Annotated in this window: 18 protein-coding genes; 6 read left to right on the top strand and 12 right to left on the bottom strand. The window is 76.9% G+C overall.

All coding sequences use genetic code 11. The features are described 5' to 3' along the window. Genes ADEH_RS15440 through ADEH_RS15430 form a run of 3 tightly spaced genes read right to left on the bottom strand, consistent with a single transcriptional unit; the run spans nt 1 to nt 3,052 of the window. On the bottom strand, nt 1-855 hold the full coding sequence (locus ADEH_RS15440; RefSeq protein ID WP_011422037.1) for a PfkB family carbohydrate kinase: 855 nt from the start codon (nt 853-855) through the stop codon (nt 1-3). Further along, nucleotides 852-2,339: a M48 family metalloprotease gene (locus ADEH_RS15435; RefSeq protein WP_011422036.1), complete on the bottom strand. Its 1,488-nt coding sequence runs from the start codon at nt 2,337-2,339 to the stop codon at nt 852-854. Before ADEH_RS15435 ends, ADEH_RS15440 begins: the two co-directional genes overlap by 4 nt. 47 nt (nt 2,340-2,386) lie before the next feature. Continuing rightward, nucleotides 2,387-3,052: a class I SAM-dependent methyltransferase gene (locus tag ADEH_RS15430; protein ID WP_011422035.1), complete on the bottom strand. Its 666-nt coding sequence runs from the start codon at nt 3,050-3,052 to the stop codon at nt 2,387-2,389. A gap of 109 nt (nt 3,053-3,161) precedes the next feature. Between ADEH_RS15430 and ADEH_RS15425 the strand changes: the two genes are divergently transcribed. Further along, nucleotides 3,162-3,545 (top strand): PilZ domain-containing protein, encoded by a 384-nt coding sequence (locus tag ADEH_RS15425; RefSeq protein ID WP_011422034.1) that lies wholly within the window; start codon nt 3,162-3,164, stop codon nt 3,543-3,545. Between the two features lie 10 nt (nt 3,546-3,555). Here ADEH_RS15425 and ADEH_RS15420 read toward each other — a convergent pair whose 3' ends face one another. The 3 genes from ADEH_RS15420 to ADEH_RS15410 form a co-directional block, all read right to left on the bottom strand. Continuing rightward, nucleotides 3,556-4,602: a ChaN family lipoprotein gene (locus ADEH_RS15420; protein WP_041453591.1), complete on the bottom strand. Its 1,047-nt coding sequence runs from the start codon at nt 4,600-4,602 to the stop codon at nt 3,556-3,558. A 148-nt stretch (nt 4,603-4,750) separates the two neighbouring features. Then, nucleotides 4,751-5,377, bottom strand: coding sequence for a tetratricopeptide repeat protein (locus ADEH_RS15415; protein WP_011422032.1), 627 nt, complete (start codon nt 5,375-5,377; stop codon nt 4,751-4,753). A 68-nt stretch (nt 5,378-5,445) separates the two neighbouring features. Further along, nucleotides 5,446-6,135 (bottom strand): class I SAM-dependent methyltransferase, encoded by a 690-nt coding sequence (locus ADEH_RS15410; protein ID WP_041453590.1) that lies wholly within the window; start codon nt 6,133-6,135, stop codon nt 5,446-5,448. A 122-nt stretch (nt 6,136-6,257) separates the two neighbouring features. Between ADEH_RS15410 and ADEH_RS15405 the strand changes: the two genes are divergently transcribed. Then, on the top strand, nt 6,258-7,406 hold the full coding sequence (locus tag ADEH_RS15405; RefSeq protein ID WP_011422030.1) for an esterase/lipase family protein: 1,149 nt from the start codon (nt 6,258-6,260) through the stop codon (nt 7,404-7,406). 22 nt (nt 7,407-7,428) lie between these two features. On the opposite strand, the gene ADEH_RS15400 is transcribed toward ADEH_RS15405, so the two are convergent. The 5 genes from ADEH_RS15400 to ADEH_RS15380 form a co-directional block, all read right to left on the bottom strand. Next, nucleotides 7,429-8,019: a LutC/YkgG family protein gene (locus tag ADEH_RS15400; RefSeq protein WP_011422029.1), complete on the bottom strand. Its 591-nt coding sequence runs from the start codon at nt 8,017-8,019 to the stop codon at nt 7,429-7,431. Further along, on the bottom strand, nt 8,012-9,388 hold the full coding sequence (locus ADEH_RS15395) for a lactate utilization protein B (RefSeq protein WP_011422028.1): 1,377 nt from the start codon (nt 9,386-9,388) through the stop codon (nt 8,012-8,014). Before ADEH_RS15395 ends, ADEH_RS15400 begins: the two co-directional genes overlap by 8 nt. Continuing rightward, the gene (locus ADEH_RS15390) at nt 9,385-10,128 is read right to left on the bottom strand and encodes a (Fe-S)-binding protein (RefSeq protein ID WP_041453589.1); all 744 of its coding nucleotides are present in this window, start codon (nt 10,126-10,128) and stop codon (nt 9,385-9,387) included. The genes ADEH_RS15395 and ADEH_RS15390 overlap by 4 nt, the downstream gene beginning before the upstream one ends. A 67-nt stretch (nt 10,129-10,195) precedes the next feature. Then, nucleotides 10,196-11,872: an L-lactate permease gene (locus ADEH_RS15385; RefSeq protein ID WP_011422026.1), complete on the bottom strand. Its 1,677-nt coding sequence runs from the start codon at nt 11,870-11,872 to the stop codon at nt 10,196-10,198. Nucleotides 11,873-11,885: 13 nt separating this feature from the next. Next, a complete protein-coding gene (locus tag ADEH_RS15380) occupies nt 11,886-14,753 on the bottom strand; it encodes an FAD-binding and (Fe-S)-binding domain-containing protein (protein WP_011422025.1) in 2,868 nt (955 codons plus the stop codon). 332 nt (nt 14,754-15,085) lie between these two features. Here ADEH_RS15380 and ADEH_RS15375 point away from each other — a divergent pair, with 332 nt between their 5' ends. Genes ADEH_RS15375 through ADEH_RS15360 form a run of 4 tightly spaced genes read left to right on the top strand, consistent with a single transcriptional unit; the run spans nt 15,086 to nt 19,700 of the window. Next, nucleotides 15,086-16,375 carry an efflux RND transporter periplasmic adaptor subunit gene (locus tag ADEH_RS15375; RefSeq protein WP_011422024.1) on the top strand — a complete coding sequence of 430 codons (1,290 nt, stop codon included), beginning with the start codon at nt 15,086-15,088 and terminating at the stop codon, nt 16,373-16,375. A 9-nt stretch (nt 16,376-16,384) separates the two neighbouring features. Then, nucleotides 16,385-17,146, top strand: coding sequence for an ABC transporter ATP-binding protein (locus ADEH_RS15370; protein ID WP_041453588.1), 762 nt, complete (start codon nt 16,385-16,387; stop codon nt 17,144-17,146). Continuing rightward, nucleotides 17,143-18,372, top strand: coding sequence for an ABC transporter permease (locus ADEH_RS15365; protein WP_011422022.1), 1,230 nt, complete (start codon nt 17,143-17,145; stop codon nt 18,370-18,372). The genes ADEH_RS15370 and ADEH_RS15365 overlap by 4 nt, the downstream gene beginning before the upstream one ends. Further along, nucleotides 18,369-19,700, top strand: a complete 1,332-nt coding sequence (locus tag ADEH_RS15360; RefSeq protein WP_011422021.1) for a TolC family protein — start codon at nt 18,369-18,371, stop codon at nt 19,698-19,700. The genes ADEH_RS15365 and ADEH_RS15360 overlap by 4 nt, the downstream gene beginning before the upstream one ends. Before the next feature lie 18 nt (nt 19,701-19,718). On the opposite strand, the gene ADEH_RS15355 is transcribed toward ADEH_RS15360, so the two are convergent. Next, nucleotides 19,719-24,998 carry a carboxyl transferase domain-containing protein gene (locus ADEH_RS15355; protein WP_011422020.1) on the bottom strand — a complete coding sequence of 1,760 codons (5,280 nt, stop codon included), beginning with the start codon at nt 24,996-24,998 and terminating at the stop codon, nt 19,719-19,721. Nucleotides 24,999-25,099: the final 101 nt, after the last annotated feature.

Raw genomic sequence — 25,099 nt, 5'->3', positions numbered from 1 at the left:
TCACGGGAGGTCGAGCACCGGCACCGCCGCGGCCCGCGCGTGCGCCTCGCCCATGCGGTCGAGCGCGCCGCCGCCGCGCGCCTCGACCGCGATCGCGCCGGCGGCCGCGCCGAGCCGGGCGGCGTCCACCGGGTCGTCGCCGCGCGCGAGCCCGAACAGGAACCCGGCCGCGAACGCGTCGCCGGCGCCGGTCGGATCCACCTCGCGCGCCGCCGAGACGCCCACCCGCCGGGCGCGCCCGCGCGCGACGACCTCGCACCCCCGCGCGCCGCGCGTCACCACCACGATCGGCACCGCCCCGGCCAGCCGCGCGACGAGGTCGCCCTGGCCGCGCAGGTCGTCCTCCCCGACGAACGCCGCGTCCACGCCCGCGAGCGCCCCCGGCGCGGGCTCCCAGCGCGGCTGCGCGACCTCGCCGCCGGGGAGCACCGCGCGGACCAGGCCCTGCACGCCGAGCCCGACCACGCGCGCCCGGACGGCCGCGGTGAACGCGCGCACGTCCACCTCGCCGAGCACCGGCGCGAGGTGCAGCACGTCGGCCTCGCGCCAGCCGGAGGGGAGCGCGCCCGGGTCGAGCGGCGGCGCGGCGGCCTCCACGCGCTGGGCGCGGGCGCCGTCCGGGCCGTAGCGGTTCTCGAACGCGGTGGTGCGCGGCGCGGGGACGACGAGGGCCTCGAGCCCGGCGAGCGCCGCGGGCGGCAGGTCCGGCCCTGCCGCGGTGAGCACCCGCACCCGCGCGCCCAGCCCGCGCCAGGTGTGGCCGGCGTACCAGGCCGAGCCGCCGGGCACCTGCGCCCCGCCGGCCCGGTCGAGCGTGACGTGACCGCAGGCGAGGACCAGCGGCGCCGCGCTCACGTCGAGTCCTGGGGCGTCTCCACCGCGCGCCGCACCACCTCGGCGAGCCGGGAGCGGTCGGCGAGCGCCTCCTCGGCGACGTGGAGCGGCGCCACCACCGCCCGCCCCAGCGCGACCTCCACCGGCCGGCCGATCTCGCTGCGCCAGGCGCCGCCGCGCTCCACCAGCGACAGCCCCACCAGCGCGCCGAGCGCGTGCGAGACGATCCGCTCCACCTGGCGCGTACGGTCGTCCACCGGGACCGACGCGAGCGACGGGTCGAGCACCAGCGCCGCGGCCTCGTCGTGCCGCCGCTCCAGCGTGGGCAGCAGCGCGGCCAGCGCGCCCTGGCCGGTGGCCGGCGCGCCGAACTCGGCGGCCACCCGGGCCGCGTAGGCGCGCCCCGCGCGCTCCACGCGCGGCCCGTACACGCGCGCGCCCACCTCGGCCCACGGCACCACCGCGAGCGGCCGCTCGCCGGCGCGCTCCGCCGCCACGCGGGCGGTGAGCTCGCGCTCGAGGCGCTCGGCGTTGAGCAGGAGGCTGCGCGCGGGCCGCGCGTCGCCCGGGCGCCCGGCGTCGGGGAACGCGCGCGCGAACGCGAGGCGCGCGGCGAGGGGAGGGTGCAGGCCCTCCGGCTCGGCGGGCGCGCGGGCCAGCTCGCGATCCAGCGCGCCCGAGCGGCCCTGCTCGGTGAGCTCGGCCTCGTAGGCGCGGAAGCCGTCGTACAGGTTCTCCGGCTGGTGCCCCTCGGCCACGAGCGGCTCGACCTCGTCGGCCAGGAACGCGGTGAACAGCACCGCGCCGCGCGCCGCGCGCTCGAGCGCCGCGAGGTGCGCGGCGGCCCCGGCCACCTGGATCGCGGCCCGGTCCGCCTGCAGCTCCTGGGCGCGCGCCAGGTGCAGCGTGGCGCGCAGGTACGCGGCGCAGAGCCGGCGGAACGGCGCTCCGGTCGCGCCGCCGCGGCCGGGCGCCGCCGCGCGCGCCAGCACCGCGCGCGCCCGGTGCAGCAGGCCGCCGGCGCGCCCGCCCGCGCGCCGGTGGCCCAGCTCGTGGGCCAGCGCCGCCTCCAGCTCCGACACGCCCAGGAGCGCGATCAGCCCGAGGCCGATGCCGAGCACCGGGTGCGCGCCGAGGCCGAGGACGCCGCCCTCCTCGATCGCCACCACCTCCACGCCCGCCACCAGGCACACCCGGCGCGGCGCGGGCGCGCCCACGCGGTCCGCGACGCGCTTCGCGAGCGCGTTCAGCGCGGGCTGCTCGGGGGCGCGAACGTCGATGCCGGTGAGGCGCACCGGCGGGACGCGGAGCAGCAGGAGCCAGCGGACGACGAGCGCGGCCGCCGCCGCGGAGAGCGCGCCGAGCGCCCAGTGCCCGGAGGGGACCGCCAGGACCGCCGCGGCGACGAGCCCGCCCGCGAGCAGCAGCGCGACCGCGAGGCCCGCGGCGAGCAGGCCGAGCGCCAGGACGGCACGTGCGGTGACGAGCGGGGCGCGGGCGGGCAAGCGGGCGAGACCTCCCCAGCGACGGATCGTAACACGCGGCCCGCCGCTCACCCCATGATCTGGAGCACCCGCGCGCCGCGCACCGCCGCGTCCTCGATCTCGACCGTGGTGGGCACCTGGAATTCCGCCACGATCGTGAACCCCTCCCGTGGCGCGTAGGTGCGCCCCGCGTCGCCGGCGAGCACCGTCACGCCCCGTCCGGCGAGCGCGCGGAACCAGGCGAGGGCGCGCGCCGCGAGCGGCCCCTCGTAGAACACGTCGCCGGCGAGCAGCACCTCCACGCCCGGCAGCGGCGCGCCGATGGGGTCGCCGGCCCGGAACGGGAGCGCGAGGCCGTTCAGCGCCGCGTTGGCGCGGACGGCCGCCTCGCAGAACGGGTCCACGTCCCAGGCCTCCACCTCCGCGGCCCCGGCGCGCAGGGCGGCCAGGCCCACCAGGCCGCTCCCGGTCGCGAAGTCCACCGCGCGGCGTCCGCGCACGCGCTCCGGCCGATCGAGCAGGTGGCGCGCCAGCGCCTGGCCACCCGCCCACGGAAACGCCCAGAACGGCGAGTCGTCCCACCCCGCCAGGTCGCCCGCGGTGGCGTGCCAGAGCGGGGTGAGCTCGCTGGCCTGGTGCAGGACGAGCTCCGGGACGAGCGGGACCGGCGCGGGCGCGGTCCGCGCGCGCACGAAGGCGATCAGCTCGTCGAGGGCGCGGGGCGGGGCGGGCACGTCCCGGCACGGTCGGGCCGGCGCGCCCCGGGGTCAAGCCCGGCGTGGCATCGGCGCGCTTGCGCCGGGCGCGCGGGTGGCGGGACAATCCGCGAAAGGGGGGAAGTCCATGGCCAGCGTGCAAGGGCAGCACGAGCGCCGCCGGTTCTCGCGCATCGCGTTCCACCGGCCGGGCGAGCTGCGCGCCGGGGCCGCCCGGGCCGGCTGCGGCGTCCAGGACGTCTCGCTGAAGGGCGCGCGGGTGGAGGTCCCGGCCGCGTTCCCCGGCGCCGCCGGCGAGCCCTGCGCGCTCGTCATCCAGCTCGACCAGGGCGACACGCTCATCCGCATGGACGGCGTCATCGCGCACCGCGACGGGGAGAAGGTCGGCGTCCGCTGCACCGGGATCGACCTCGACAGCATCGCCCACCTCCGGCGCCTGGTGGAGGTGAACCTCGGCGACGAGGCGCTGCTCCACCGCGAGCTGGCGGCGCTGGTGGGCGGGGACGACTGACCGCGCGCCGTCAGGGCGTGGCGGGCGGCGCGGCGGGTGCGGCGGGCGCCGGGGGCGGGGCCGCGGCCGGCTTCGCCTTCGCCTTCATGTGCGCGCGGAGCTCGGCGCACGGGTCGGGCCGCTTCTCACCTGGCGTGAACACCACCCAGTCGAACGGGAGCCGCCCCGCGTAGTCGGCGGCGTAGGCGCCCGGGTCGTCGCGGCCGGGCACGACCTCGCGGAACAGCACGCTCGCCACCTTCGCGCCGGGATCGAGGTAGGACGCCACGCCGCGGTCGGTCCGCGCGTGGCCCGAGCCGGTGATGAGCACCGCCCCGGCCGCCCCGGTCCGCGCCAGCGACTCGGCCATCTGCGCGTCGCGCGCGCGCTGGCCGGTCACCAGGGGGTCGAGCATCGACGCGGGCAGCGCGCCGCAGTGCGACTCCGCCATCTCCTGCCGCATCTCGCGCGCCACCGCCTCGGGGAGCGGACCCTGCCGCTCGATGCGCGCCCGCACCGGCGCGGGGAGCGCCTCGAGGCCGCGTCGCGTGGCGGCCTGGATCTGCGCGCGCGGCAGGTTCGCGCCCTCGATGCGCAGGCGCGCGTCCAGGGCCGCGGCGAACACCGGCCGGTACTGCGCGAACGGCGGCCAGCCGCTCTCGTCCCAGCGCACCGCGCGCGACACGTCCTCCGGGGTCGCTCGCGGCGCCGCCAGCGCAGCGTCGATGGCGGGCTGCTGCTCGGTGGCGAGCATCTCGAACGCGACCGCGGGCCGCTTGCCGGCGCCGGTCAGGGCGCGCACGAGGCGCGCCTGCAGCACGTGGTGGTCGGGGTTGTCGTGCGTCTCGCCGAGCAGCACGTAGGACGCGCCGGAGAGGCCGGCCTCGAGCGCCGCCTCGTCGGCGAAGCGCCCGGCCCGGACGTCCCAGACGCGCCCGACCAGCGGGTGGGCGCGATCGACGGTGCTGATCCAGGCGCGCCCCGGCGCGAGCGGCTGGGCGACGAGGGTGGACGCGGACGGGCGCGGGTGGCAGGCGGCGGCGAGCAGGGCGGCGGCGAGCAGGAGGGCGCGGTGCATGCCTCCGGAGCATAAGCCACCTCGCGCGGCCATCGAGCCCCGCGCGGCACGAGCCGCGCGCCAGCCCTGCGCGGCAGGAGCCGCGCTGCCCGGCCCGCGCGGCCGGACGCCGCGGTCGCGGCGCCCCGGCCGGTGCGGCGGGCTTCCTCTACTTCTTCCTGGGCGGCGGCGGGTTCGCCTTGAGCTGCGTCAGCGCCTGCTGCGCCTGCTGCGCCTGCGGGCTCGTCGGCGCGGCCGCGATCACCTGGTTCCAGGCCTTGGTGGCCTTGTCCGCGTCCTGGAGGTCGTGCAGGTAGACCACGCCGAGGTTGAACAGGCTCTGCACGTGCTTCGGATCGAGCTCGTTCGCCTTCTTGAAGTTGGCGATCGCCTTGTCGAAGTTGCCGAGGTCCCGGTACATCACTCCCTGGTCGGTGAGGACGTCGGGGTTGTTGGGCTCGAGCTCGAGCGCGCGCCCGTAGGCCTCGACCGCCTTCTGCGCCTGGCGCGAGTCGAAGTAGTCGTTGCCGAGCTGGATCCAGGCGCGGACGTTCCGGGGGTCCTTCGCGACGATCTGCTCGGCGGCGGTGATCCGGGCCTGCAGGTCCATGCTGGCGCCGGGCGAGGGCATCGGCGCGGGCAGCCCGCCCATGCCGCCGGGCGGCATCGCCGGGGCGCCGCCGGGCGCGGCGACCACGGGGACGGACGTCACCTGATCCCGCCTCGAGGCCAGCTGGCCGATCAGGAAGCCGACCACGAGCCCCACGACGAGGGCGATGACGGTGTTACGGTTCACGCGGACCTCCTTCTTCTTGGAAGGGCGCTGATGTAAGCATCACTCACCCCCTCGGCGCCAGCAGAAGATCACCCGTCCGTGACCGGGCGCCGGCCGGAGAAGACGGCGAAGTGGTGCCACTTGTACGCGCAGTCCACCTCCGCGAGGCCGAGCGCGCGGAGCCAGCCGAGCTGGAGCGCGAGCGGGGCGAGCACGTCCACCCGCGTCCGCTCCAGCGCCGCCTCGAGGTCCGCCTCGGCGAGGCCGGTCGCGCGGATGGCGCGGATCCAGAGCGCCCGGTCGCGCGCGGCCACCGCCGGGTCCTCGGCGAGCACGTTGTCGGCGTTCACCAGGATGCCGCCGGGCGCGAGCGCCGCGGCGGCGCGCCCGTAGAGCGCCCGCTTGTCCCCGTCGGCGAGGTGGTGGATGGACAGCGCCGACACGATCGCGTCCCACGGGCCGCCGAGCGGATCGCGCAGGTAGTCGCCGGTGCGGAACGTCACCCGGGCAGGCCGGCCGGCGAAGCGCGCGCGGGCGCGCCCCAGCATCTCGGCCGAGAAGTCGAGCAGCGTCACCTCCGCGGCCGGAAACCGCGCGAGCACCTGCTCCGCCAGCAGCCCGGTGCCGGCGCCCACGTCGAGGATCCGCACCGGCCGGCCGTCGTCGAACGGCAGCAGGTCCACGGCCGCGCCGTAGAACCCGTCGAAGCACGGGATGAGCTGCCGGCGGAGCGCGTCGTAGCGCGCCGCCGCCCCGTCGAACACCTGCTTCACGTCCATGGGCCGCCTCCGGGCGCGCATCATACGGCGCGGCGCCCCGGCGCGGACACGGGGGCGCACGCGCTCGGCGCACCCGCGGAAGTCCTGGCCCGCGGTCGGCGGACCCAGCGTAGACTCGGGCCGTGGCCCCGCGTCACCACGTCCTGCTCGTCCCGGGGTTCTTCGGGTTCGCCAACCTGGGCGACTTCACCTACTTCGGCCACGTGCGCGACCTGCTCGCCGAGATCGGCCCGGCGCACGGCCTCGACGGCGAGATCCGCGTCGTCCGCACCGCGCCCACCGCCACGCTCCGCAAGCGCGCCGCCCTGCTCGCGGAGGACGTCGCGCGCGTCCTGGACGGGCCTGGCGGCGAGGTGAGCGTGGTGGGCCACTCCAGCGGCGGGCTGGACGTGCGGCTGCTGCTCAGCCCGGAGGTGTCGCTCCCCACCGACGCCGACGTGGAGCGGTGCGCGCGCGCGGTGCGGTCGGTGGTGACCGTGTCCGCGCCGCACTACGGCACGCCGGTGGCGCACTTCTTCAACAACCTGCTCGGCCAGCAGGTCCTGAAGATCCTGTCCCTCGCCACCATGTACACGCTCCGCGCCGGGCGGCTGCCCGCGGGCGCCGCGCTCCGGCTGGCGGCGTTCCTGCGGCGGCCGGCGGCGCCGCCGAGCGGCGTGGTGGAGCAGCTGTTCTCGGAGCTGCTGGCGGACTTCTCCGGCGAGCGCCGGCGCGAGATCGAGGACTTCTTCGCCAGCCTCGGCGACGACCAGGACCTGGTCACGCAGATCGGCCCGGCCGCCATGGACGTGTTCAACGCCACCACCGAGGACCGCCCCGGCGTGCGCTACGGGTGCGTGATCTCCCGCGCGCGGCCGCCCGGCCTCCGCTCGGTGCTGGCGGCGGGCCTGAGCCCGTACGCGCAGGCCACCCACGCCATGTACGTCGGCCTCTACCGCATCGCCTCCGGGACGCCGCTCGACCGCGAGCCGCCGCTGTCCATCGTGCAGGCGCGGCCGCTCCGCCTCGCGTACGGGCGCATCCCGGGCGCGCGCGCCAACGACGGCATGGTCCCGACGCGCAGCCAGGTCTGGGGCGACGTGATCCGGGCGGTCTGGGCCGACCACCTCGACGTCATCGGCCACTTCGCGCAGCCCCGCCACGTCCCGCCGCACTTCGACTGGCTGGCCTCGGGGACCGGCTTCACGCGCGGCCAGTTCGAGGAGACCTGGCGCGCGGTGGCGGCGTACCTGGGCGGCGGCCCGCGGCGGGGGCGCGCCGGCGGCCGCTGAGCGTCCCGGACGCCCGCGCCGGTCAGCCCACCAGGAACACCGTGCAGGAGCGCGCGCCGTGCGCGCCGATCACGAGCGCCTGCTCGATGTCGGCGGTCTTGGACGGCCCGGCCACGAACAGGCCGAAGCCCGGGCCGTCGAAGCGGATCCGCGCGTAGGCCTCGTGCAGGTCGTTCACGATCTCCGCGGCGGGCACCACCAGCGCGAGGTGCTGGGCGATCACGAACACCGCCCGGTGGCCGAGGTCCTCGCCGGCGACCCACACCGCGCCGTTCTCGGCCACCGCGAAGCGCCCCGGGATCACCGCCAGGTCCACGCCCTCGAGCTGGTGCGGGTCGGCCACCTCCGCCGCGCCCGCCGTCCCCGCGCCCGCCTCCGGGACCCGCGACACCACCCGGCGCGCCTCGAGCCGCGCCGCGAGCGCCGCCACGCCCTCGCGCAGGGCGGCCGCGTCCGGCACCCGCTGGAAGGCGCCGCCCACCGCCCGCACCGCCTCGGCGAGCTGGAGCGCCAGGTCGGCGTAGGGCGTGCCGCGCACCGGCTCGGAGGGGAGCCCGGGATCCGGCGGCGCGGCGCGGCGGAGCGCGGCCAGGATCTCCTCGCGGCTATCCACGGCCGTCTCCCCGGGTGCGGCGCCAGGCGTCGCGGAAGCTCTCTGCCGGCGCCGCCGGCAGCTCGCGCTGCCGCCCCCACGCGTTCCAGCGGCCGTAGAGCAGCGCGCGCGGGAGGCGCCGGAGCGCGAGGCGCGCCAGGCGCCCGGCCACCTCGTACAGCGCGCGGTGCCGGAGGACCCACCCGCCGACCCGCATCGCCAGGCGCTTCGCGAGCGGCTGGCCGCCGGCGCGGACCACCTCGCGGCGCCGGGCCAGGAGCTGGTCGTGGAGCGGGATCTTCACCGGGCAGACCGCGTCGCAGGAGCCGCACAGGCTGGAGGCGAACGGCAGCGAGCCGTGCGCGACCGGGTCGCGCCCGGGGGCGAGCACCGAGCCGATGGGGCCCGGGATGGTCCAGGCGTAGCTGTACCCGCCGCTGCGCCGGAACACCGGGCAGGTGTTCATGCACGCGCCGCAGCGGATGCAGGCCAGCGCGCCGCGGAATCCCTCCTCCGCGAGCAGGCGCGAGCGGCCGTTGTCCACGATCACCACGTGCAGCTCGCCGCCCGGGCGCGGCGCGTGGAAGTGGGTGGTGTAGGTCGTCACCGGCTGGCCGGTGGCGGAGCGCGCCAGCAGGCGCAGGAACACCGAGAGGTCGGCGAGCCGCGGGACGATCTTCTCGACGCCCATGCAGGCGACGTGGAGCGGGGGCAGGTGCGTGCCCATGTCGGCGTTGCCCTCGTTCGTGCACACCACGATCCCGCCGGTCTCCGCGATCGCGAAGTTCACGCCGGTGAGGCCGGCCTGGGCCGCCAGGAACTTCTCGCGCAGGTGCGCGCGGGCGGCCTGCGTGAGGTAGGTGGGATCCGAGGCGCCGGCCGCGGTGCCGAGGGTGCGGTGGAACAGCTCGCCGATCTCCTCCTTCTTCTTGTGGATGGCGGGCAGCACGATGTGCGAGGGCGGCTCGCCGGCGAGCTGCACGATCCGCTCGCCCAGGTCGGTGTCCACCACCTCGATGCCGCGCGCCGCCAGGTAGGGGTTGAGGTGGCACTCCTCGGTGAGCATCGACTTCGACTTCACCACCCGGGTGACGCCGCGCTCGGAGAGGATCCGGTGCACGATCGCGTTGTGCTCGTCGGCGTCTCGGGCCCAGTGCACCCGGAGGCCGCGGCGGGTGGCCTCGCGCTCGAACTGCTCGAGGTAGTCGGCCAGCCGGGCGCGGGCGTGCGCCTTCACGGCGGCGGCGCGCTCGCGCAGCGCCTCCCACTCCGGCACCGCCGCGGCCATGCGGTCGCGCTTCAGGCGCACGAACCAGAGCGCCTGGTCGTGCCAGTGGGCGCGCGGCTCGTCGGCCGCGAAGCGCGCGGCGCGCTCGGCGTGGCCGGTCACGCGGTCGCCTCCGCCAGGATCTCCGCCACGTGCCGGAACCGGAGCGGCAGCCGGGTGCGGCGCGCCAGGCCGTCGAGGTGCATGAGGCACGAGACGTCGGTGCCGGTCACCTCCTCCGCCCCGGCCGCCAGGTGGTCGGCCAGCCGGTCGCGCCCCATCAGGCAGGAGACGGCCTCCTCGGCCACCGCGAACGTGCCGCCGAACCCGCAGCACTCGTCGGGCCGCGAGAGCGACACGAGCTCGATCCCCTGCAGCCGCGAGAGGAGCAGGCCGACCTTGCTGAAGCGCGGCTCCATCCGCTCGCTCGGGCTGCCCAGGCCGAGCTCGCGCAGCCCGTGGCAGCTCTGGTGCAGCCCGACCTTGTGCGGGTACCGGCCCGGCAGCTCGCCCACCTTCAGCACGTCGGTGAGGAACTCGCACAGCTCCCAGGTCCCGCGCCGCAGCCGGTCGAAGCCCGGGGCGCCGGACAGGAACGCGCCGTAGTGGTTGCGGACCATCGAGACGCAGCTCCCGGACGGCGCCACCACGTGGTCGAAGCCGCCGAACACCTCGAGGAAGTGCCGGGCCAGCGGCGCGGCGTCGGCGGCGAAGCCGGCGTTCGCCATGGGCTGGCCGCAGCAGGTCTGCTCCTCGGGGAACACGACCTCGACGCCGAGCCGCTCCAGCACCCGCACCGTCGCGTGGGCGACCTGCGGGTGGAGCTGGTCCACGTAGCACGGCACGAACAGCGCGACCTTCACCGGGACCTCCCGCGCGAGTGTGCCCGGATCCCGCACGCCGGTGAAGCGGGATCCGGGGAGCGCCGCGCTAGTGCGGGATCGGCACCATCCAGGGGAACACGTAGGCCTGGAGGAACACCACCACGCCCACCAGGCAGGCGAGCACGAGCGAGTGCCAGAACACGTAGCGGAGGATGGCCCCCTCGTGCCCGTGCTGACCGGTCGCGACCGACGCGACCACGATGCTCTGCGCGTCGATCATCTTGCCCATCACGCCGCCCGAGCTGTTGGAGGCCGCCGCCAGGATCGGGTTCATGCCGATCTGCTGCGCGCTCACCACCTGCAGGTTGCCGAACAGCACGTTGGACGAGGTGTCGGAGCCGGTGAGCGCCACGCCCAGCCAGCCGAGCAGCGGCGAGAAGAACGGGAACAGGTGGCCGGTGGACGCGAACGCGAGGCCCATGGTCGAGTCGGAGCCCGAGAAGCGGGTGGTGAACCCGAGCGCCAGCATGGCCGCGATGGTGAGGAGCGAGAAGCGCACGCGCTTCAGCGTGCCGAGGTAGGTGCGGAGCAGGTCGCCCGGGCCGAGCTTCAGCAGGAGGCCGGAGACCACGCCGGAGAGCAGCAGGCCGGTGCCGGTGGCCGAGAGCAGGTTCAGGCTGTACTTGGCCGCCTCGGGCGCGAGCGCCTTCGAGACCGGGGGCGCCTTGTGCACCAGGTTGTGCAGGAACGGCACCTCCCAGGTCGGGTTGAAGAGGCCGTTCATCCAGCTCTTCACCGACGGCAGCCCCCACGCGAACACGAACACCGAGAGGATGATCCAGGGGAGCCACGCCACCAGGGCCTCCGCGCCGGTGGGCCCCCGGCGCGCGGCGGCGGCGCCGACCGACTTCCGGGCGCCGGCCAGGGCCGCGTCGCCGTCGCGCTCGTCGTGGAAGCGCCACACCGACCGGGGCTGCCAGACCTTGAGCAGCAGGTACACGGCGAGCAGCGACCCCGCCGCGGCCACGATGTCCACCAGCGAGGGGCCGTAGAAGTTGGAGACCACGAACTGCGGGACCGCGAAGAACAGGCCGGCGACCAGGCAGGCCGGCCAGACCTCGACCATGCCGCGGAAGCCCGACATGGCCCACACCAGCCAGAACGGGACGATGAGCGAGAACAGCGGGAGCTGGCGGCCGGCCATGGCCGACAGCGCCAGCTCGTTCAGGCCGGTCACCTTGGCGAGCGTGATGATGGGCGTGCCGAGGGCGCCGTACGCCACCGGCGCGGTGTTGCCGATGAGCGCCAGCCCGGCCGCAGGGAGCGGCTTGAAGCCCAGGCCGATGAGCATGGCGGCGCTGATGGCGACCGGCGTCCCGAACCCGGCGGCGCCCTCGATGAACGCGCCGAACGAGAAGCCGATGAGCAGCACCTGGATGCGCCGGTCGGAGGCGAGGCCGGCGATGGTCTCCTTCACCACCTCGAACTTCCCGGTCCGCACGGTGATGTCGTAGACGAAGATCGCGTTCAGCACGATCCAGCCGATCGGCAGCAGCCCGAACGCGGCGCCGTTCAGCGCGGCGGCGCCGGCCATCGACGCGGGCATGCCGTAGACGCCGATCGCGATCCCGAGCGCCAGCGCCAGGCCGACGAGCGCGGCCCAGTGGGCCTTCACGTGGAAGAAGGCGAGCGCGCCGAGCAGCGCGACCACCGGGAGGGCGGCGACCAGGGCCGAGCCGATCAGGCTTCCGGCGACGGGGGTGTACGTCTGGGTCCAGCTCATCGGGCCATCTCCTTCACGCGAGGTGCGTCCGGGGGGACGGGGGCTCCAGGTCAGGGGCGGCGCGCGGGGACGCGCAGCGGTCCACCAGCCAGGCCAGCGGCCGGTACGGGACGCCTGCGTGCAGCGACAGGCCGATCTCGCAGGTCCGGCTGGAGGAGAAGCCCGCGGCGCAGCCGGCCGGGAGCGCCGCGGCGAGCGGCGCGAGCGCGGAGGCGGTCAGCTCGGGGTGGGTGAACCCGCGGTCGCCGGCGAAGCCGCAGCAGCCCACCTCCCGCGGGAGGACCACCTGCTCCGCGCAGGCCTCGGCCACGGCCCGGAACGCGGGCCCGAGCCCGAGCTTCACCGCGCTGCAGGGCACGTGCACCGCCACCGGGCCGGGCACGCGCGCCAGCGTCACGCGCGGCAGCACGAACCGCTGGATGAACTCGACCGGATCGTGGATCGCGACCCGCCCGCCGGCCGCCTTGCGCATGCGGTACACGCAGGGGCTGGTGTCGAACACCACCGGGTGGCGCCCGCCCTCGCTCGCCTCGAGCAGCGCGGCCTCCAGCTCCCGGCGCTTGCGGTCCGCCTGGGCGGGCCAGCCCTTCGACTCGAAGGGCATGCCGCAGCACAGCCCCTCCATGCCGGGCGGGAAGACCACGTCGAGGCCGGCCTTCCCGAGCAGCGAGAGCATGGCGGCGTGGACCTCCGCGCCCTCCTCGTCGCCGCGGGCCGGGCCCATGGTGCGCGAGACGCAGCTCGGGAAGTACACCACCCGCCCGCCGCCGCGGCGCGTCCCGTCGAGGCGCGGCGCGCGGGCGGCGCGCGGCGTGGCCTCGTTCCAGACCGGCAGGCGGCCGGCGCTGAGCCGGTGCAGGCCGCGGGTCAGGCCGCCGAGCGCGGCGGTGCCGAGCACCGCGTGCGCCGCCGACGCGAGCCGCAGGCCGGCGCGCGCCCCCGCGGCCACCGCCGCGAAGCGGTCCGCGGCGAGGTCGGCGGCCCCGCTGCCGTCGGCGTGGGCCTGGGCGCGCAGCCACTTCGTGTGCTCGCCGGTGTCGATCCCCACCGGGCAGGCGGTGGCGCACAGGCCGTCCACCGCGCAGGTCTGCTCGCCCAGGTAGACGTAGTCGCGCTCCAGGCGATCGAGCGCGGCCGGGTCCTCGCCGGTGACGCGCAGCCGGGCGATCTCGCGCTGCGCCACGATGCGCTGGCGCGGGGTGAGCGTGAGGTCGCGGGACGGGCAGCGCGGCTCGCAGAACCCGCACTCGATGCAGCGGTCGAGGATCGGGTGCGCGTGGGGGAGCGCCTTCAGGTGCCGGAGGTGCGCCTGCGGGTCGTCGTTCAGCACGACGCCCGGGTTGAGCAGGCCGCCGGGATCGAGCAGCCGCTTCACCCGCCGCATCAGCCCGGTGGCCTTCGCGCCCCACTCCAGCTCCACGAACGGCGCCACGTTGCGGCCGGTGCCGTGCTCCCCCTTCAGCGAGCCGTCGTACCTGCGCGCCACCATGGTGCAGACGTCGTCCATGAACCGCGCGTACCGCTCCACCTCCCCCTCGGCGCCGAAGTCCGGCGTGAAGACGAAGTGCAGGTTCCCGTCGAGCGCGTGCCCGAAGATGATCCCGTCGTAGCCGTGCGCCGCGAGCAGCCCCTGCAGCGCGACGGTCGCGTCGGCGAGGTGGCGGATGGGGAACGCGACGTCCTCGATCACCACGGTGGTGCCGACGGGCCGGGCGGCGCCCACCGCCGGGAACAGCCCTCGGCGCACGTCCCAGAGCCGCTCGGTCTCGGCCTTCACCGCGGTGAAGCGGACCGGCGCGAGCGCGGGGACCGGCGCCATGCGCGCGAGCAGCGCGTCCACCTGCGGGCCGAGCCCGGCGGGCGTGGCGGCGCGGGTCTCGATGAGCAGGGCGGCCGCGCCCTCCGGCAGGCCGGCCAGCTCGGGCGGCATGCCGGGCTTCGCCTCGACCGAGCGCAGCGAGGCGCGATCCATCAGCTCGACCGCCGCCACCGGGCCGCCCTGCAGGAGCATGGTGGCGCGCGCGGCGTCGCCCACGCCGGCGAACAGCGCCAGCGCGCTCGCCTTGTGCGCGTGCTCCGGGACCGTGTGGTAGGTGACCTCGGCGATGAAGCCGAGCGTCCCCTCCGACCCGATCATCAGGTGGAGGAGCACGTCCACCGGGTCCTCGAAGTCCACGAACGCGTTCAGCGCGTAGCCGGTGGTGTTCTTGATCCGGAACTTCTCCACGATCCGGCGGCGCAGCGCGGGGTCGGCCTCGATCTCGGCGCGGATCGCCTGCAGCCCCGCCACGACCTCCGGTCGCGCCGCGCGGAACGCCTCGCGCGAGGCCGGGTCGGCGGTGTCGAGCTCGGTGCCGTCCGCCAGCACCAGGCGCATGGACGCCACCGTCCGGTAGCTGTTCTGGGCGGTGCCGCAGCACATGCCGGACGCGTTGTTCGCCGCGATCCCGCCCACCATGCAGGCGCCGATCGAGGCCGGGTCGGGGCCGAGCTTGCGCCCGAGCGGCGCCAGCACCGCGTTCGCGTCCGCGCCGATGACGCCGGGCTCGAGCGCGATGCGCGCGCCGCCGTCGAGCACGCGCAGGCCTCGCCAGCCCCCGGTCACGCGCACCAGCACCGAGTCGGTGACCGCCTGCCCCGAGAGGCTCGTGCCGGCCGCGCGGAACGTGACCGGCGTGCCGAGGCGCGCCGCCTCGGCGAGCACGCGGCGGACCTCGTCCACGGTCCGGACCTCGACGACGAGGCGCGGGGTGAGGCGGTAGAAGCTCGCGTCGGTGCCGAGCGCGAGGCGGCGGAGCGGGTCGGTGACGAGCCGCTCGCCGGGGAGATGTCGCGCCAGCGCCTCGTGGAGGCGGCGGTAGGGCTCGGGGAGCGCGCGCACGTCGTTCCGGTGGCCATGGCGGGCGGCTGCGCACCGCACCACGTCCGCGCGGGGCGGTGCGGCGCCTTCCCGCGCCCGCCGCCGGGAGGACGCGGCCCGCGCAGGGGGGGCCACGGGAGCCCGGCGCGCGGGGGCCGGAACGGTCCGTCGCGAGCGTGGGAGCGTCCCGTTGCCGCGGCGCACCCACGCCGGCCCGAGGCCGGTTAACCTTCCGGTGCTTCGGGGGTACTCCCCGCGGCGCGCGATGCCGGCCCGCGAAGGACGCGGAGGGGTCGCGGGGCCGGCAACGACGACGCGGCGCGGCCTCCGGCCGCCCGGGAGACACGCACACCATGACGCGCCGGAGACTGTCGTACGCCGGGGTGGCGATCGCCGCCCTCGCCGCGCTGCTGGGCCTGTGGCGCTGGCGGGCCGCCAGCAGCGCCGGCGAGGTCCACTACGAGACGGCGAAGGTGGATCGGGGCCGGGTGGTGGCCAAGGTGACCGCCACCGGGACGCTGTCCGCCCTGGTCACCGTCCAGGTCGGGAGCCAGGTGTCCGGGCGGATCTCGGAGCTGCACGCGGACTTCAACTCGCGGGTCCGCAAGGGCGAGGTGATCGCCCGCATCGACCCCCAGCTGTTCCGGGCCGCGGTGGCCCAGGCGAAGGCGAACACCGTGGCCGCCGAGGGCAACCTCGCCAAGGCGCGCGCCCAGGCCGCGGACGCCGAGCGGCAGCTGGGCCGGACGCGGCAGCTCGCCGAGCGCAACCTGGTCGCGGCCGCCGACCTCGACACCGCGCAGGCGAACGCGGACGGCGCGCGCGCGGCGGTGCAGGCGGCGCAGGGCACGGTGGCCCAGGCCCGGGCCGCGCTGCAGCAGGCCCAGGTGAACCTGGGCTACACCGACATCGTCTCGCCCACGAACGGCGTGGTGATCTCGCGCAACGTGGACGTGGGGCAGACGGTGGCCGCGTCGCTCCAGGCGCCGATCCTGTTCGTCATCGCGGAGGACCTCGCCAAGATGCAGGTGGACACCAGCGTGGCCGAGGCGGACGTCGGCCGGCTGCGCGCCGGCATGCCCGCCACCTTCACCGTGGACGCCTATCCGAACGAGGTGTTCTCCGGGACCGTCCGCCAGGTCCGGAACGCCGCCACCACCGTCCAGAACGTGGTGACCTACGACGCGGTGGTGGACGTGGCGAACCCCGATCTGAAGCTGAAGCCGGGCATGACCGCCACCGTGACGTTCGTGTACGCGCAGCGCGACGACGCGCTCCGCGTGCCGAACGCGGCGCTGCGCTTCCGCCCGCCGCCCGGCCTGAAGCGCCCGGCGCAGGGCGCGCAGGCGCAGGAGGCGGCCGCGCCGGCGGGGCAGGGGGCGCGGGCCGCCGCGAGGCCGGACCGGAGCGGCGGGGACGGCGCGCGGGCGCGACCGGACGGCGGCCGGACGGTGTGGGTGCTGCGCGGCGAGGCGCGGGACCCGGTCGCGGTCGCGGTGCAGACCGGGATCACCGACGGGAGCGCCACCGAGCTCGTCTCCGGCGACCTGCGGGAGGGCGACCCGGTCGTCACCGACGCCACCGGCGGCGGCGCGAGCACGCGGCAGGGCGGCGGCGGGGCCATGCGCCGCGGGCCGTTCTAGGGGGGCGACGTGGCCGAGACCCCGCTCATCCGGCTCGAGGACGTTTGGAAGACGTACGCCATGGGCGACGTCGAGCTGCACGCGCTGAAGGGCGTGTCGCTCACCGTCGAGCGCGGCGAGTTCACCGCGATCATGGGGGCCTCCGGCTCGGGCAAGTCCACGCTCATGAACCTGCTCGGCTGCCTCGACCGGCCCACCCGCGGCCGCTACCTGCTGGAGGGACACGACGTCTCCGGCCTGTCCGCCGACGCGCTGGCGGCCCTGCGGAACCGGACGCTCGGGTTCGTGTTCCAGAGCTTCAACCTCCTCTCCCGCACCAGCGCGCTCGAGAACGTGGAGCTGCCCATGATGTACTCGGGCACGCCGAGCGCCGAGCGCCACCGCCGCGCGCTGGAGGCGCTCGAGCAGGTGGGCCTCACCGGGCGCGCCGACCACCACCCCAGCCAGCTCTCCGGCGGCCAGCAGCAGCGCGTCGCCATCGCGCGGGCGCTCGTGAACCGCCCGCGGGTGCTGCTCGCCGACGAGCCCACCGGCAACCTCGACTCGCGCACCAGCGTGGAGGTGATGGCGATCCTCCAGGCGCTGGGCGCGACCGGGATCACCGTGGTGCTGGTGACGCACGAGAACGACATCGCCGCGTACGCCTCGCGCGTGCTGGTCATGCGCGACGGCAAGCTCCGCTCCGACACGCGGCAGGCGGCGGTGGCGGCGGTGCCGCCGCCCCCCGACGAGCCGGGGAGCGCGGACGGGCGGGAAGGAGGCGCGGCGTGAACCTGCTCCAGACCCTGCGCGTGGCGCTGCGGGCCCTGCGCCGCTCCAAGATGCGCTCCTTCCTCACCGCGCTCGGCATCGTCATCGGCGTGGCCGCGGTGATCGCCATGGTGGCGCTGGGCGACGGGGCCCGCGCCCAGGTGGCGAAGACGTTCGAGTCGATGGGGTCGAACCTGCTCATGGTGCTGCCGGGCAGCACCACCGCCGGCGGCGCCCGCGGCGGCTTCGGGAGCCTCCCCACGCTGACCTGGGACGACCTGCGCGCCATCCAGAACGAGGTCGCCTCGGTGCGGTACGCCGCGCCGCAGCTCCGCACCACCGCGTCGATCCAGTCGGAGGACCTGAACTGGACCACCTCGGTGACCGGCACCGGGGCCGAGTTCTTCGCCATCCGCAACTGGCCGGTGGCGCAGGGCGCGCTGTTCGGGCCCTCGGACGTGGACTCCGGCACCAAGGTGATCGTGCTCGGGAAGACGGTCGCCGACGAGCTGTTCGGCGCGGGCGCGAACCCGGTCGGCCAGCAGGTCCGCGTGAAGAACGTGCCGTTCCAGGTGGTGGGCGTGCTCGCGGCCAAGGGCCAGTCGCCCATGGGCCAGGACCTCGACGACGCCGTGTTCGTGCCCTACTCGACCTACCTCGCGAAGGTCCAGGGCGGCCTGAAGAACCTCATCCCGGGCGTCATCGCGGTGAGCGCGGTGGACTCCGCCTCGACCGCCCGCGCCGAGCAGCAGGTGCGGGCGCTGCTCCGCGACCGCCACCGCCTGGCCGACGGCGCCGACGACGACTTCTCGATCCGCAACCTGGCCGAGTTCGCGAGCGCGCAGAAGGAGGGCACCGCCACGCTCACCACGCTGCTGCTCGCCATCGCGGCGGTGTCGCTCGGCGTCGGCGGCATCGGGATCATGAACATCATGCTGGTGTCGGTGACCGAGCGCACCCGCGAGATCGGCGTCCGCATGGCGGTGGGGGCGCGCGCGCGCGACGTCCTCCTGCAGTTCCTCGCCGAGGCGCTGGTCCTGTCGCTTGCCGGCGGGGTGGTGGGGGTGGCGCTGGGGCTCGGGATCTCGTTCTGGATGGCCCGGGCGTTCGGCTGGCCGATCCTGTTCCGCGCCGACGTGGTGCTGATCGCGGTCGGCTTCAGCGGGCTGGTGGGCGTGGCGTTCGGGCTCTACCCGGCCCGGCGCGCCTCCCGGCTCGATCCCATCCAGGCGCTGAGGTTCGAATGACGACCGTCCCCCGGCTCGCCGCCGTCCTCTTGCTCGCCCCGGCGCTGGCGCTCGGGCAGGCGGCCCCGCCCGCGCCCCCCGCGGACGCGGCCCCGCCCGCACCCGACGCGCCGGCGCGGCGCGTGATCACGCTCGAGGAGGCGGTCCGCACCGCCCGGGCGCACCAGCCGCAGCTCCGCTCGGCGCGCGCCGCCACCGACGCGGCCCTCGCCCGCGCCGACCAGGCCCGGGCGCCGCTGCTGCCGCAGCTCACCGGCAGCGCCGGGCTGGGCCGCACCACCGACAACTTCGCCGGGAAGCCGGGGGGCGCGAGCTGGAGCACGAGCGGCACCTTCGACGCGCGCGCGGTGCTGAGCCAGACGCTCCTCGACCTCGGGCAGCTCGCCCGCTGGCGCGCGGCCGGCGCGAGCGCCGACGCGCAGCGCGCCTCCGAGCGCGCCACCGAGCTGGACGTGGTGGCCGGCGCGCAGTCCGCGTTCTTCGTGGCGCGCGCCGCGCACGCGCTGGTGCGGGTGGCGCGCGAGACGCTCGACAACCAGGAGGCCCATCTTCGCCAGGTGGAGGCGTTCGTGCAGGTCGGGACGCGCCCCGCCATCGACCTCGCCCAGGCGCGCGCCGACCGCGCGACCGCCCAGGTCCAGCTCGTGCGCGCGGGGAACAGCTACGAGAACGCGCGGGCGCTCCTCGCCCAGGCCATCGGCCTCGAGTGGCCGGCCGACATCGAGCCGTCCGACGAGGCGATCCCGCCGGTGCCCGGCGAGGACGGCCCGCTCGCGCCGCTGGTCGCCGAGGCGTCCCGGGCCCGCCCCGAGCTGGCCTCGCTCGAGGCGCAGCGCCGCGCCGGGGCGCTGTCGCTCGACGCGGCGCGGGCCGAGTGGCTGCCCACGCTCTCGGCGCAGACCGGCGTGTCGGACGCGGGCACGCGGCCCGACGCGGACGGCCTGAACTGGTCGGCCACGCTGAACCTCGGCTGGAACCTGCTCGAGGGCGGCGGCTCCCTGGCGCGGGCGCGGGAGGCGCGCGCCAACCTGGCGGGCGTGGACGCGCAGGAGACCGCGCTCCGCACGCAGATCACCGTGGACGTGGACGCCGCGCGCCAGGGGGTGCAGACCGCGCGCGCGGCCTCGGCGGCGGCCGACGAGGCGCTGGTCAACGCGCGCGAGCGCCTGCGGCTCGCCGAGGGCCGCTACCAGGCGGGCGCGGGGAGCATCATCGAGCTGGGCGACGCGCAGGTGGCGGCCACCTCCGCCGGGGCGCAGGTGGTGCAGGCCGAGTACGACCTCGCGGCGGCGCGCGCGCGGCTGCTGCGGGCGCTGGGCCGAGGGTGAGCGCGGGCCGGCGGGCCGTCACCCGCCGTGCCGCGCGATGCCTCGCGCCACCGCGTCCACCAGGTACGGCCGCAGGTCGGCCGGCGCGATGATCCGGTCGAGCGAGCCGACGCGCCGGGCGCGCTCCACCGTGTGGACCCCGTCGAACTCGTCCGCCACCTCGCCCACCTTCTCCGAGCGCACCGCCGCGACGATCTCGGCCAGCCGCCCGCGCGCGGCGCCGCCCGCGGCGGCGGCCTTCTCCGCCTCGACCACCCGCGGGTCCTTCCGCGTGCGCGTCTCCACCTCGCGCGAGAACACCACCGCCGCCGCGGGGGCGCCGCCGATCACCGAGGCGCGCGCGCCCTCCACCGCCACCACCTCGATGTCCTCGCGGAGCGCCTTCGAGAACACCACGAACGCGCCGCCGTGGTAGCGGGACACCACGCAGAACACGAACGGCCCGCGGAAGTTCACCACCGCGCGCCCGATCTCGGCCCCGTACTCGAGCTGCAGCCGGCGCATCGACTCCGGCGAGCCGTCGAAGCCGGACAGGTTCGCCAGCACCACCACCGGCCGGTTGCCGCTCGCGCCGTTGATGGCGCGCGCCAGCTTCTTCGAGGACTGCGGGAAGAGCGTCCCGGCGGACCAGAGCTCCGGCCCGTCGGCGGGCACGAACTCGAGGCGGGGCAGCGGGCGGGACTCGATCCCGAGCAGGCACACCGGCCAGCCGCCCAGGTGCGCGTCCCACACCACCGCGGTCTCGCCGCCGCGCAGGTCGCGCCACCGCTCCAGCGGCGGGTGGTCCTGGTCCACCGCGGCCGCCATCACCCGCCGGATGTCGAACGGCTTCTTGCGGTCCGGGTTGGTGGCGGCGCCGAACACGTCGCCGACGGTCTCGAACCCGGCCCCGCCGGCCGGGCCGTGCGGGGACGTCCGCACGTCGCGCGCCGCCGGGTCGGAGGTCGCGGCCCGCCGCGGGAAGCGCTCCCCCGGGACCACGTAGGTGTGCTCGTAGTGGCGGAGCAGGATCTGGATCGCCTCGCCCACGCTGCCGGCCCGGTACTGCGCCTGGCCGTTCGGGCCCATGATCCGGTCGTACCCGCCGATGCCCTGGTTGTCCTCGGCCGAGACGCTGCCGGAGTAGTCGAGCGCCTCCTTGCCGGTGAGCACCATCGCGGAGCCGGGCGTCATCACCAGGATCCCGCGGGTGTGCATGAGCATGGTGGCCTCGGCGTTCCAGTACGGCTGCGCGCCGACGTTGATGCCGCAGACCACCACGTTGATCTCGCCGCCACCCTGCGTGAACGTCACGATCCGGCGGAGGACGCGCGAGATCCAGTCCATGTTCTCGGTGCCGCTCTCCATGGAGATCTTCGCGCCCGCCGAGACCGCGAACCACTCCACCGGGACGCGCAGCCGCTCCGCCAGGTCGAGCGCGGCCTCGATGCGCCGGCACTCCGGCTCCGCCAGGGCGCCCATGGACCGGCTCGGGTCGCCGAGCAGCACCACGCGCTGCATGCCCTCGGGGTGGCGCGCGGTGAAGGTCCGGACGACCCCCACCACCACGTTGGCGCCGTTCTGGCCGGGCGGGCGCGAGACCGGGGCCAGCGCGCCGGCCGCGTCGAGCTCGTGCTCGACGAACTCGCCGGGCGGCACGCCGGCCTGCGAGTCGCGGGTGGGCGCGAGCATGCGCACCAGCTCGAACGGGTGGACCAGGCCGCGGCGCCGGAGCTGCACCACGCGCAGGTGGTACTCGGAGAGCGGCTCCAGCGGGCGGTCGGTGGGCGCGTCCCAGCGGACCGCCACGGTCCGCCCGTCGGTGGTGACGCGGACGAGCGCGTCCTTCAGCTCGCCGGTGTCCGGGTGCGGCACGCGGGCCGCGAGCAGCACCATCTCCAGCCCCAGCCCCTGGGTGGCGGGGCCGATCCGCTCGGCCACCCCGCGCACCTCGTCGCGCGAGAGCAGCAGCGGCGGCTCCACCGTGAGCAGCACCCGGTTCCACTCCAGCCGCTGGTGCGGCGCGCGCCGCGCCTGGAAGCGGCGCATGCCGGCGAGCGCCTCGTGCAGCATGCGCTCGAGGTGCGGGAGCTGGACCACCCGGCCGCGGGCGTCGTGCAGCGGGGTGAGGTCGCGCACCTCGGCCACCGCGAACAGCCGCTCGTCGCGCGGGTTGTCGCGCGCCGCGCCGCGGTACAGGTACACGTCCTCCGGCGAGGGCAGGCGGGTCAGCTCGAACTTGGAGAGCCGCGCGAGCTGCATGCGCCGGAAGATCATGGGGTGGACGCCGCGGTAGCGCGGCTCCTCCACGAACTCGGCCGGCCCGCCGCGGAACGTGAAGTGGAGCTGGCTGGCCTGCCGACCCAGCCCGCGGGCCGGGTAGGCCACCAGCACCGAGGCGCGCCGCAGCGGGCGCCGGAAGCCGGCCTGCGAGAGCGCGGCGCGCAGCTCGGCCGCGATCGCGTCGGGATCGCCGCCGGCCCCGTCGCGCCACAGGTACAGGTCCACCGAGGTCTGGGCGCCGTCGGGCGTGCGCTCGGCCAGGCGCGCCGCGGCGGCGGCCGCGCGGGGCAGGTCGGCGGCCGGCGCGAACGCGGCCACGAGCTGGATGCGCCGCGACTCGGCGGCGTACTCGGTGAGCGTGCACGCGATCCCGTCCACCTCCTCGACGGTGGCCGGCGCGGTGGCGCGGTGGCGGTAGTAGCGGCGGGTGAGCGTCTGGGCGAGCAGCCGCCGGAACTCGGGCTTCGCCCGGGCCATCCTCGCCAGCATGAGCGTGCTGAGCGGCTGCGGGCAGGCGATGAGCCGCGACACCAGCGTCTCGCGCGCGATCCCCTCGGCGCGCGCCAGCTCGGCGAGGTCCGCCTCGGCCTGCGCGTACACCGCCGCGCGGACCTGGTCCAGCTCGGGCTTCTCGAAGCGCCGGTAGCGCAGCTCGCGGGCGAGGTCGCCCAGCGCCGGGAAGCGCTCCTGGCCCACCGCGGCGAGGCGGTCGAGCAGCTCGCGCGCGCCGGGGTCCTCCAGCCCGGGCGGCACGCCCTCGCCGGCCAGGCGCCGCTCCAGGATCCCCAGCACCGCGGCGAGCGGCGCGTCGGCGCGGTCGTGCGCCTTCTGGATCCGCAGCAGCGCCAGCTCGAGGTCGCGGCCCGGGGCGTCGAGGGAGACGTGGTAGTGCGCGAGCGCGCGGCGGAGCTGCGCCAGGAAGCCGGGCGAGAGCCCCTCGCCGCGAGCCTCCGGCTCGTGCAGGTAGCGCCACAGCTCCTCCAGCGGCGGCGGCGCGTCGGCGGCGGCGTCCGGGGCGCGGCCGCGCGAGAACAGCGCCTGCACGTCGCCGAACGCGGCGAGCGCGCGCTCCTCCTCGCGCAGCGCGCCCGGATCCTCGGGGGCCACGCCGGCGGCGCGGTCGCGCCAGCCGGCGGTGAGCGCCCGGGCGTCGGCGTCGGAGAGGTCGAACCCGAGCAGCAGGCGGTTCAGCTCGCGGAGGCCGGCCAGGTACCGCTCGTGCGCGGTGGACGGCTCCGGCGGCGGCTCGCCCCCCAGCGCGAGCGGCGCGCCGAGCGCGGCGGGCGGGCCCTCGCCCTCGGGGTCGATGCGCAGCAGCGGCGCGCCGGCCTCGATCTGGCCGTTCGTCACCGCCAGCACCTCGCGCACCACGCCGGCGGCCGGCGCGGGCACCGCCAGCTCGACCTTCATCGACTCGACGCGCGCGACCGGCTCGCCCGCGGCGACGCGCTGCCCGGGCACCACCGGCAGCGCCACCACCATGCCGGGCAGCGGGGAGGTGATCACGCCGCCGGGGTCGCGGGTGACGAGGTGCGGGACCCCGTCCACGTCCACCAGGTGGCGGGTGCCGTCCACCGCGGAGAGCACGCGCGCGCGCCGGCCGCCCCAGGCCAGGCGGCGCTCGCCGCGCGCCAGGCGATCGACCTTCACGTCCACCGGCGCGGCGCCCGCCGGCGAGACCCGGTAGGCGTCCGGGCCGGTCTGGCGCACCTCCAGCCGGTGCCGCTCGCCGGCGTGGAGCAGCTCCACCGCGCGGCCCGACGACGGGCCGACCCGCGGCCGCCCGCGCCGCGCCTCCGCCAGGAAGCGCGCGCGCTCCAGGTCCAGCTCCAGCTCGTACGACTCCAGCGCGGCCGCGAGCAGCGCGACCTCGGGGCGGGGCGCGACCAGCCGCTCGCGCGCGGCGGCGAGGCGGGGGAGGAAGCCCACGCCGGCCGTCCCGGCGCGCACCTCGGCGCGGCCGAGGAGCGCCAGCAGCCAGGCCTTGCTCGAGCCGCTCCCGCGCGCCAGCGCGTCGGTGTCGGAGAGCGCCTGGGCGAGGCGGCCCAGGGCGCGGCCGCGGTCGGTGCCGAGGGCGACGATGGTGGCGATGGGCTCGGCGCCGCCGCGCGCCTCGTCGCCCTCCTCGACGGCGGCCTCGGCGTGCACGTCGGGGTCGGAGGGCAGCCGCAGCCGCTCGAGCCGCCCGGGCGTGGGCGCCGGCTGCGCCGACTCGGGATCGCGCGCCAGCAGCCGGGCCGCGACGCCGAAGCCGCGCGGCGCCGGGAGCGGGCGGAGCGCCGCGCCCGCGGCGAGCCGGACCGCCTGCCGGACCAGGTCCACGCCGGCGGCGGCCTCCACCGCCGCGGCCGACCGCGGGAAGGCGTCCACGCCGGCGAGCGCCAGCCGGCGGGTGGCCGGGTCGAGCAGCAGCTCCACGCTCGCGATCCCGACCCAGCGGGCCGCCGCCGCGATCGCGAGCCCGAGCATCCGGGCGCGCGCGTCCTCCTGCGCGCCGAGCGCCGGCGAGGGGGACTCGGCCAGCACCGCCACGTCCGCGAGCCGCAGCGAGGCGTCGCCGACGCCGACCGCCTGCGCCTCGCCGGACCGATCCCGCGCCACGACCACCTCGAGCAGCCGCGCCGCGGGATCGGCCGCGCCGGCGGCCGCCAGCGGCACGCCGACCTCGTCCGCGATCGCGGCGAGCCCCTCCGGCGTGCGCACGCGCTCGAGCACCGACGACGACGGGCCGAGGAACAGCACGCCGAGCTGCTCGCACGCCTCGGCGAAGGCGGCCCGCTCCGCCAGCGGCGCGGGGCCGAGCCAGGCCGCCTCCGCGCCGGCCACGTGCAGGGCCAGCTCCGGCGACCCCTCCACCTCGACGGAGGCGTCGGCCTCGCGGACGAAGGGCAGGCGCCGGTCGCGGGGGGCGTGCACCGCCACGGCGAGCGCCGACTTCCCCTCGCGCGCCAGCTCGCGGACGGCGCGCACCGCCCGCCGGCCCGCCTCGCTCCGATCCAGCACCGCCACCCGCCCCAGCGACACCGCCTCCGGCATGCTCCGCTCCTCGCGCCGCGGCCCGGAGGGCCGGGCGCGGCAAGGGGCGGGGCCGCGACGGCGCGCGGCCCGCCCCGGGCCTCCGCCGCGGGAAGGATCGC

The organism is Anaeromyxobacter dehalogenans 2CP-C, from assembly GCF_000013385.1.
GTDB lineage: Bacteria > Myxococcota > Myxococcia > Myxococcales > Anaeromyxobacteraceae > Anaeromyxobacter > Anaeromyxobacter dehalogenans_B.
Note: the sequence above shows the minus strand (reverse complement) of the source record. Positions and strands in the feature narration are given on the sequence as shown.